This is a genomic window from Bacillus sp. FJAT-27251, from assembly GCF_001273925.1.
GTDB lineage: Bacteria > Bacillota > Bacilli > Bacillales > Cytobacillaceae > Mesobacillus_B.
Window position 1 is genome coordinate 3,327,221 of sequence record NZ_LIGG01000001.1, and the last position, 9,010, is coordinate 3,336,230.

Sequence of the window (9,010 nt, forward strand, 5' to 3'; positions counted from 1 at the left end):
CATTGTTTTCAAAAATTTTAATAGCCAATCGAGGCGAGATTGCAAGAAGAGTCATCCGTACATGCAAAAAGCTCGGGATAAAGACTGTGGCGGTTTATTCAGAAGCAGACGCCGATTCCTTATTCGTCAGGGAAGCGGAAGAAGCCTATTGCGTTGGGAAGCCTCCTGTCAACCAAAGCTACCTGAATGTGGACGAAATCATCTTGGCAGCTAAAAATAGCGGTGCCGAAGCGGTTCATCCCGGCTATGGCCTGCTATCCGAAAATGCAGTGTTTGCGAGCAGGTGCAAGGCGGAAGGACTCGTATTCATAGGGCCATCACCTGAAATCATTGCTTCAATGGGCAGCAAGATTGAAGCACGGAAAACGATGAAAGAAGCAGGCGTTCCAATCATAGAGGGCATAAATACGCCCCTTGAGAATGAGGAAGAAGCCAGGATGGCAGCAGAGAAAATTGGTTACCCTCTGATGCTGAAAGCCTCAGCGGGCGGCGGCGGAATTGGCATGCAGCTGGTTAATTCGGAGGAGGAGCTTCTTAAAGCCTTCGCCGGCAATAAAAAACGGGCAGAATCCTTTTTTGGCGATGGTGCGATGTTCCTTGAAAAATATATTGCTGAACCGCATCATATCGAGGTGCAGATCCTGGCTGATACCCATGGGAACATTGTGCCTTTGTGGGAAAGGGAATGCTCCATCCAGCGCCGCAACCAAAAAGTCGTGGAGGAAGCACCGTCGCCATTCATCAGCGAAGAAACGCGGACTAAAATGCTGGATGCCGCAGTGGCAGCGGCAAAGCATATCGGCTACACAAATGCCGGAACGATTGAGTTTTTGGTAGATAAGAAGCAGAATTTCTATTTCCTTGAAATGAACACAAGATTGCAAGTCGAGCATCCGGTTACGGAAGAAATTACAGGCCTTGACCTAGTCGAGGAACAGCTGAAGGTCGCTGCAGGGGAAAAACTTTCTATCACCCGGGAAGAGGTTCAGCGGAGAGGACACAGCATTGAAGTGAGGATTTATGCAGAAGATCCGAAAACATTCTTTCCATCGCCGGGAAAAATCACACAATTCAGCCTTCCGGACGGTGAAGGCGTCCGGCATGAATGTAGTGTGGAATCTGGCTCCCAGGTAACTCCATTCTACGACCCGATGATCGCCAAATTGGTTGTGTGGGGAGAGAGCCGGAATCAGGCTTGCGAGCGGATGAAAAATGCCCTTGAAAACTATGAAGTGGAAGGCATCAAAACCAACATTCCGATGCTCCTCAAAACAATCACGCACGAACAATTTTTAGCAGGCTATACGACAACACAATTTGTGAACGAATATTATTTACCACAATTAACCTCAACCAAGTAAAGGAGAATGCATAATGGCAAAAGTTGAATCAGGAATGGCAGGAAACGTATGGAAAGTGCTTGTAAAAGAAGGAGACGAGGTAAAGGCAGGCCAGGAGGTCGTCATTCTGGAATCCATGAAAATGGAAATACCCGTAAGTGTGGAACAGGATGGCACCATTACCAAGGTGCTTGTAAATGAAGGCGACTTTGTCAACGATACGGATGTCATTGTCGAAGTAGAATAGGAGGCCAAGTCTTTGAAACTTCCAAAAAACGTGACAATCAAGGAAGTTGGTCCCCGCGATGGCCTGCAGAATGAAAAGCAGCAAGTACCGACCGAGGCAAAGATTTCCTGGATTGATTCGCTTTCGGTTACAGGGCTTTCTTATATTGAGGTCAGTTCGTTTGTCCACCCAAGATGGATTCCGCAGCTTGCCGATGCCGCAAAGGTTCTTAAGCAGATCAAGAGGAAACAGGGACTTACATATGCTGCCCTCGTTCCCAATCTTAAGGGGCTTGATGGAGCGCTTGAAGCGGGTGTCGATGAAGTGAGCGTTTTCATGTCGGCAAGCGAGGCCCATAACCGCAGCAATATCAACAAGTCGATTGACGCGACTTACCCAGTCCTGGAAGAAGTGGTCCGTGAAGCGAAACTGGCGGGGAAAACGGTCCGCGGCTATGTATCGACGGTGATTAGCTGTCCTTATGAAGGCTATATTGCTCCTGAAAAGGTCAGGGTGGTTGCAGAGCGTCTTTTTGAAATGGGAATTGATGAATTGTCGCTGGGAGAGACGATCGGCGTAGCAGTTCCGACCCAGGTGGAACAGTTGCTGGAGGATTTGCTGCCGCATTTTGAAGCAGGCTCCCTTGCCATGCACTTTCACGATACGAGGGGGACAGCATTGGCCAATATTGTCAAATCACTCGAAATGGGAATCACCACCTTCGACAGCGCCCTGGGCGGATTAGGGGGGTGCCCTTATGCAAAAGGGGCATCCGGCAATGTTGCAACCGAGGATTTGCTTTATATGCTTCATGAAATGGGCATTGAGACAGGAGTTGATCTTGTTGCCGTCCTAAAATCGGCCCAGTTGTTCGAGAAAACACTGTCTAAGCCGCTGAGAAGCCGCCAGATGGAAATCCTGCGGGGAGAAGGAGAGGAGTGTTTGTCATGAACGAAACAGCCACTACAGTTGCTGTGGATAAGCGAAGCGATGGAGTTGCAGTCGTGACATTGAACCGTCCGGAGGCGGCCAATGCTTTATCAGTAAAGATGCTTCACGATTTTAAAGAAGTGTTGTCGGGTTTAAAAACGGACAGTATTGTAAGGGTTATCATCCTTACTGGGGCTGGGGAAAAGGCTTTTTGTGCCGGAGCAGACCTGAAAGAGCGCCGGAATATGAGTGATGCCGAGGCGAAACAGACGGTTCGGCTGATCGGAGCAACAATTAACGAGGTCGAAGAGCTGCCCCAGCCAGTGATTGCTGCACTGAATGGAGTCGCATTCGGAGGCGGACTTGAGCTTGCGCTTGCCTGCGATCTGCGTATAGGGGCCCTTGAGGCCAAGCTCGGCCTCACTGAAACTTCGCTTGCCATCATTCCAGGTGCAGGAGGAACACAGCGCCTGCCGAGGCTGATTGGGGCGGGGAAAGCTAAAGAGCTGATTTATACGGCCAAGCGTCTTAATGCAGAAGAGGCGGCTTCCATGGGAATTCTTGAATATGCTGTCCCCCGGGGCCAGCTCCTCGAGAAAGCTCTTGAAATTGCCGGACAAATGGCAAAGAATGGTCCGTTGGCTCTAGTACAGGCAAAGAAAGCGATCAACAAAGGAATTGAAGTGGACCTGGCGACCGGCTTGCAAATTGAACAGCTTGCTTATGATGCCCTCATACCAAGCCGTGACCGGATCGAAGGCTTGAATGCGTTTGCGGAAAAGCGTCCGCCCCACTATACCGGCCAATAAGCAGATAGGAGCTGCAAGCAGGCATTAACACATTGAATGTCCATTATGAGCTGCTTGTGATTGCCTATATGTTTTCGACACCAATAAAGGAGGTATCTCGATGAACGAGACCCACGCTAAATCCGACTATCAGACAAAAAAAGAGTCCGTCCTTAAGGGGGGACAAGAAAAATACCATCAAAAGAATGAAGAGCAGGGGAAGATGTTTGTCCGCGACCGTCTGAACCTGTTATTCGATAATGGGCTGCAGGCAGAAGACGGCTTGTTCGCCAACGTACTTGCAGGGGATTTGCCTGCTGACGGCGTTGTTACCGGGATTGGGAAAATACATGGCCGCACGGTCTGTGTAATGGCAAATGATTCAACCGTCAAGGCCGGCTCCTGGGGGAAAAGGACGGTTGAAAAAATCATCCGCATCCAGGAAACTGCTGAAAAGCTTCGCTGCCCTATGCTTTATCTTGTTGATTCTGCCGGCGCACGCATCACGGATCAGCTTGAAATGTTCCCGGGCCGGCGCGGTGCAGGACGAATTTTTTACAATCAGGTGAAAATGTCAGGGAAAGTTCCGCAAATCTGCCTTTTATTCGGCCCTTCGGCAGCAGGCGGAGCCTATATTCCTGCCTTCTGTGACATCGTAGTCATGGTGGACGGGAACGCTTCCATGTACCTGGGGTCACCCCGGATGGCTGAAATGGTCATAGGCGAAAAAGTTACATTGGAGCAAATGGGAGGCGCGAAAATGCACTGCTCTATTTCCGGCTGCGGCGATGTGCTTGCCAAATCGGAAGAAGAAGCTATTGCCTATGCCCGGAAATATTTAACCTACTTCCCTGACAATTTTTCCGAAAAGCCGGCAAGAGAGGAAGCAAAAGCGCCAGCTTCTTTCGATAAGACCATCGAAGAGTTGATTCCGAAGAACCAAAATGCTCCGTTTGACATGTACCAGCTGATTGAACGCTTGATCGACGAAGGCTCGATGTGCGAAATTAAAAAATTGTTTGCTGCCGAATTGATTACCTGCCTGGGAAGGATCAATGGCCAGCCGGTCGGCATCATCGCCAATCAGCCGAGGGTCAAGGGTGGTGTTTTGTTCCATGACTCTGCAGATAAAGCAGCCAAATTTATCAATCTGTGCGATGCCTACCATATACCGCTGCTGTTCCTGGCCGATGTACCAGGTTTCATGATCGGCACGAATGTAGAAAAAGCAGGAATCATCCGCCATGGTGCCAAAATGATCTCGGCCATGAGCGAAGCAACGGTGCCAAAAATGACAGTCATTGTAAGGAAAGCTTATGGTGCCGGTTTGTATGCAATGGCCGGCCCTGCGTTTGAGCCGGACTGCTGCATCGCACTTCCTTCTGCTGCCATTGCCGTCATGGGGCCAGAGGCAGCTGTCAATGCGGTATATGCAAATAAAATTGCCGCCTTGCCTGAAGAAGAGCGCGCCGCTTTCATTGCCGAAAAGCGGGAAGAATACCGCGAGGATATTGATATATACCGCCTTGCGTCAGAATTGATCATTGATGACATCGTCGAGCCTAACAACCTTCGTGAGGAACTTGCTGCCCGCCTGGATGTTTATATGTCAAAGTACATGGTTTTTTCCGAGCGCAAGCATGGGGTATATCCGGTATAAGAAGGAAGTTTAGCTAATCTCGGTTTGACCTTTCGATCAAAGGAGGGAACTCGTGTGAAAAAAATATACACTGATTTTGCTGAAGCTGTAGAAGGAATACAGGATGGAATGACCTTGATGGTCGGAGGCTTCGGCTTGTGCGGAATCCCTGAAAACCTGATTCAGGCGCTGGCAGAAAAGGGGACCAAAGATTTAACAATCATTTCAAATAACTGCGGGGTGGATGATTGGGGCCTTGGGCTTCTGCTGCAAAACAAGCAGATTAAAAAGATCATTGCTTCGTATGTAGGGGAAAACAAGGAATTTGAGCGCCAACTGCTGGCCGGCGAAATTGAGGTTGAACTGACTCCTCAGGGAACCCTCGCTGAAAAAATCCGTGCAGGCGGGGCAGGAATTCCTGCTTTCTTTACACCAGCCGGGGTTGGTACGCCAATCGCAGAGGGCAAGGAAGTTCGGATGTTCAATGGAAAGGAATACCTTCTCGAGGAAGCTCTTGTCGCGGATGTCAGCCTCATCCGCGCTTTCAAGGCTGATAAAATGGGGAATCTTGTGTACCGGAAAACCGCCCGTAACTTTAATGCAATGATGGCGGCTGCCGGAAAAGTGACTATAGCTGAAACAGAGGAAATTGTCGAAATTGGCGACCTTGACCCTGATTTCATCCACTCACCAGGAATTTATGTGCAGGCTTTGATCCATGGGGAGCAAGAGAAGCGCATTGAGCGAAGGACGACTAAAGGGTAAAGGAGGGGTTTGAAGGTGAATACAAGGGAAAAAATTGCAAGGCGGGCTGAGCAGGAGATTGAAAACGGCAACTATGTTAACTTGGGGATTGGCATGCCGACAATGGTCGCCAACTTTATTTCGAACAACAAACAGGTGGTCCTCCAGTCGGAAAACGGACTTCTTGGCATTGGGCCCTATCCTGCTGAAAACGAAGTAGATTCAGATTTGATCAATGCCGGCAAGGAAACGGTGACGGCCATACCAGGAGCTGCCTATTTTGACAGTGCGGAATCTTTCGCGATGATTCGCGGCGGCCATATTGATGTCGCGATTTTAGGGGGTATGGAAGTTTCCGAAGCAGGCGATCTTGCAAACTGGATGATACCTGGAAAGATGGTCAAAGGAATGGGCGGTGCCATGGACCTGGTTCATGGAGCGCGCAAAACGATTGTCATCATGGAACATGTGAATAAGCATGGCCAGTCAAAAATTCTCAAACAATGTACCTTGCCGCTTACCGGAGAAGGAGTAGTCGAGCGGATTATCACGGACCGGGCTGTACTCGATGTCACTTCAGAAGGATTGAAACTCGTGGAAGTGGCGAAAGGATTTACAGTAGAGGAAATCGTCGAATGTACAGAACCGGAATTGATAATTCCTGATGAAGTAAAGGTTGATGCTTTTTGATTTATTATTTTGCGGTGGTCTCTTCCGGGCGCCGCTTTTTTCTATTTTAGGAAATGGAGTGCAGAGCTTGCATGCTGCACCAAAAAATTTCTATAAAACAGGCATTTGTCAGCATACTACAAGTAGACGATGAACTACTAGAGGTGATTTAATGAGTGAAAAGCCAGAGACAACCAAGTTCGATTTGCATACCCATCATGACCGTTGCGGCCATGCACGGGGCAAGGTCGAGGATTATATAAAGGCCGCGATTGAGAGAGGATTGGCTGTTATCGGAATAGCAGATCATTCCCCGTTTTTTTCCTATAAGGAAGACCAGGCCTTTCCAAAAATAGCGATGGGGAAAAGCGAGTTTCCTCAATATATAAAAGAAGTTCAGTCACTTAAGGAGAAGTACAGCAGCAAAATTGAAGTGCTGCTCGGAATCGAAGCCGATTTCTTTCCAGAACATGTGGAACTATACCGTTCCCATTTCGATAAGTATCCATTTGATTACGTCATTGGTTCTGTCCATCAGGTAGAGGGGAAGAGCATTTTTAATAAAAAGCGCTGGAACGGGTTGTCTCAGCAGCAAAAGGTAAAAGTGAAAGATACGTACTATGATTTGATCGACCAGTCCGCCCGCAGCGGATTGTACCAGGTACTTGGGCATATCGACGCTATGAAGGGGTTTTATCCGGAGTTCTCAGATATCCAGACCAAGACCGTGGAGAAAACACTAAAAACAATTGGTGAAGAGGATATTGCCATTGAAATCAATACTTCCGGAAAAACCAAGACAGTAGGAGGCTGGTACCCAGCCGACGAAATCCTTGAGATGGCCAGGCATTATGGAGTCATGGTCACCTTCGGGTCCGACGCCCACGATCCCGAACGAGTCGGTGACGAATTCGACGAAGTAGCCGCACGCCTAAAACAAATCGGATTTAAAGAATGGTGCTACTTCAGGCAAAAACAGCGCATCAAAGTCCTTCTATAGCCTAAAGGGTGCCTGACCCGCAGGTCGGTGAAGCGCTGAAGCAGTAAAGAGATGGACAAAGGAGCCAGCATAAAGCGGGACAAAAAAGTACCTTAGAGAAGGTACTATGAGAGACTATGCTGGCCTTTCCCTTGACAGATAGGGCAAATGTCGGCTTGTTTCCAGCCCAAGAAGTCGCAAGAGCACTTTTGACAGCTGAGCGGGAGGACTGTAGCCTCCAATTCCAGAGCTTTCTGCAAATCGGGTTCTAATCGGACCGCATTTTCCCGGCATACGTCCATGCAAAGCGAGCATCCATTGCAATTACCAGTATCGATGACCAAAAGACTTCCATTAGTCATGAACACTTCACCAGGACAGAGACGGAAACAAGCCTCACAAAGCGAGCATTTTACAGAATCAAGGTGAACCTGAAAAAAAGCCCATCCTTCAAACATCCCGGCTCGCCTGAATTTATCTTGATCAAAACGCCACTTAGCGGGTGTGATAGTGGAAAGCGCAAGATGTTTGCTGTCAATGGCAAGTTTGCTGAAAAATTCTCGCCTGGACAGCCTTTTTTGTCCTCTTAGGTCTTGTACTGGTCCCGTAATAACCTGAAATAAATTTGTTTCCATTTTTTCAAGAGTCTCATTCGTTTCGTCAACCAGTTTTTGCATTTTCTTATCGCCCTTTGGTATGGCAATTGCCCGTATTCCTTTTTTGTGAAAATGCAAAAGCTCATATTTAGTCGGCTGCAGGTCTTCATCAAGCACCAGTGTGTCACCGATTGTTTTTCGAATAGGCGACAGACCTTCAAGAGCCTGGACCGGACAGGATGGAATGCACATGCCGCAGCCATCACATCGGTTTTTGAGTATTTGAATACCGCTTTTATCTATAATAATTGCGTTTTTTTCGCAACTTTCCTGACAGGCCGTGCATGTGCTGAACGGACTGGCATTCCTAACGCATTGCCCTCCAGCTTTAATGTCGTAGCTGAGGCTCTCAAGCCAATCCATCAATAGCGGCATCTCTTCACCTTCTTCTATTAATCTATCTTTATTTTATCGCTTTTTAGCTGCCATTCCATCCATGTTCCCTGGATTTCCACACTTTTTTAACATCTTAGCCATAAATGTAAGATGATGTTGCACCTTATTTTCTTTACGTTCTAATTTGGAATTGTAAAAAGTTTCTATTGAACAATTCTAGGAAGGGTGTTATTCTAATTTAGCTGCTCAAACAGCAAGGTAACAAAATATCAATTGCCATTGCTTTTTTTAAAATAAACTTTAAAAAAGTGTTGACGGTTTGATATGAAATATAGTAAGATATAAAAGTTGTCGCTGAAACAGACAACGATTTGCTCTTTGAAAACTAAACAAACAAGCGTCAACAAACAATAATATCGTGTTTCTTCTATATAATAGAGATTCACGAGCCAACGTTTTAAATTATGAGCTTACTCATACTCTTATCGGGTATCAACGCGCAGTAAATCCGCACCGCGGATAACAGCCCGTAAATACCCGATTGATTCGACTAACCATCACGGGGAAGAACACCCCGCGACGGAAGTCTCATCTTATTGGAGAGTTTGATCCTGGCTCAGGACGAACGCTGGCGGCGTGCCTAATACATGCAAGTCGAGCGGACTTGAGGGAGCTTGCTCCCGATGGTCAGCGGCGGACGGGT

9 protein-coding genes are annotated in these 9,010 nt (G+C 47.7%); 8 read left to right on the forward strand and 1 reads right to left on the reverse strand.

Annotated elements, in window-relative coordinates; translation table 11 throughout:
• Positions 1 to 2: 2 nt before the first annotated feature.
• The 8 genes from ADU22_RS15485 (at position 3) to ADU22_RS15520 (ending at position 7,336) form a co-directional block, all read left to right on the forward strand.
• Entirely contained in the window at positions 3 to 1,361 is a 1,359-nt protein-coding gene (locus ADU22_RS15485; protein WP_053362957.1) for an acetyl-CoA carboxylase biotin carboxylase subunit, read from the forward strand.
• Between the two features lie 13 nt (positions 1,362 to 1,374).
• Positions 1,375 to 1,587, forward strand: coding sequence for an acetyl-CoA carboxylase biotin carboxyl carrier protein subunit (locus tag ADU22_RS15490; RefSeq protein ID WP_046524713.1), 213 nt, complete (start codon positions 1,375 to 1,377; stop codon positions 1,585 to 1,587).
• A gap of 12 nt (positions 1,588 to 1,599) precedes the next feature.
• Entirely contained in the window at positions 1,600 to 2,517 is a 918-nt protein-coding gene (locus ADU22_RS15495) for a hydroxymethylglutaryl-CoA lyase (RefSeq protein ID WP_053362958.1), read from the forward strand.
• A complete protein-coding gene (locus ADU22_RS15500; protein WP_053362959.1) occupies positions 2,514 to 3,305 on the forward strand; it encodes an enoyl-CoA hydratase in 792 nt (263 codons plus the stop codon). The genes ADU22_RS15495 and ADU22_RS15500 overlap by 4 nt, the downstream gene beginning before the upstream one ends.
• A 100-nt stretch (positions 3,306 to 3,405) precedes the next feature.
• Positions 3,406 to 4,944 carry an acyl-CoA carboxylase subunit beta gene (locus tag ADU22_RS15505; protein ID WP_053362960.1) on the forward strand — a complete coding sequence of 513 codons (1,539 nt, stop codon included), beginning with the start codon at positions 3,406 to 3,408 and terminating at the stop codon, positions 4,942 to 4,944.
• Positions 4,945 to 4,998: 54 nt separating this feature from the next.
• Entirely contained in the window at positions 4,999 to 5,688 is a 690-nt protein-coding gene (locus tag ADU22_RS15510) for a CoA transferase subunit A (RefSeq protein ID WP_053362961.1), read from the forward strand.
• 9 nt (positions 5,689 to 5,697) lie between these two features.
• A complete protein-coding gene (locus ADU22_RS15515) occupies positions 5,698 to 6,357 on the forward strand; it encodes a CoA transferase subunit B (RefSeq protein WP_053362962.1) in 660 nt (219 codons plus the stop codon).
• A 151-nt stretch (positions 6,358 to 6,508) separates the two neighbouring features.
• Positions 6,509 to 7,336 carry a histidinol-phosphatase gene (locus tag ADU22_RS15520; protein ID WP_053362963.1) on the forward strand — a complete coding sequence of 276 codons (828 nt, stop codon included), beginning with the start codon at positions 6,509 to 6,511 and terminating at the stop codon, positions 7,334 to 7,336.
• Between the two features lie 104 nt (positions 7,337 to 7,440).
• Here the strand turns inward: ADU22_RS15520 and ADU22_RS15525 are convergent, their stop codons facing one another.
• Positions 7,441 to 8,346 (reverse strand): 4Fe-4S binding protein, encoded by a 906-nt coding sequence (locus tag ADU22_RS15525; RefSeq protein ID WP_053362964.1) that lies wholly within the window; start codon positions 8,344 to 8,346, stop codon positions 7,441 to 7,443.
• Positions 8,347 to 9,010: the final 664 nt, after the last annotated feature.

Bases quoted from the DNA above. Each gene is read 5' to 3' on its own strand.
- ADU22_RS15490 (WP_046524713.1), top strand. From the start codon at position 1,375: ATGGCAAAAGTTGAATCAGGAATGGCAGGAAACGTATGGAAAGTGCTT.
- ADU22_RS15500 (WP_053362959.1), top strand. From the start codon at position 2,514: ATGAACGAAACAGCCACTACAGTTGCTGTGGATAAGCGAAGCGATGGA.
- ADU22_RS15505 (WP_053362960.1), top strand. From the start codon at position 3,406: ATGAACGAGACCCACGCTAAATCCGACTATCAGACAAAAAAAGAGTCC.
- ADU22_RS15520 (WP_053362963.1), top strand. From the start codon at position 6,509: ATGAGTGAAAAGCCAGAGACAACCAAGTTCGATTTGCATACCCATCAT.
- ADU22_RS15525 (WP_053362964.1), bottom strand. From the start codon at position 8,346: ATGCCGCTATTGATGGATTGGCTTGAGAGCCTCAGCTACGACATTAAA.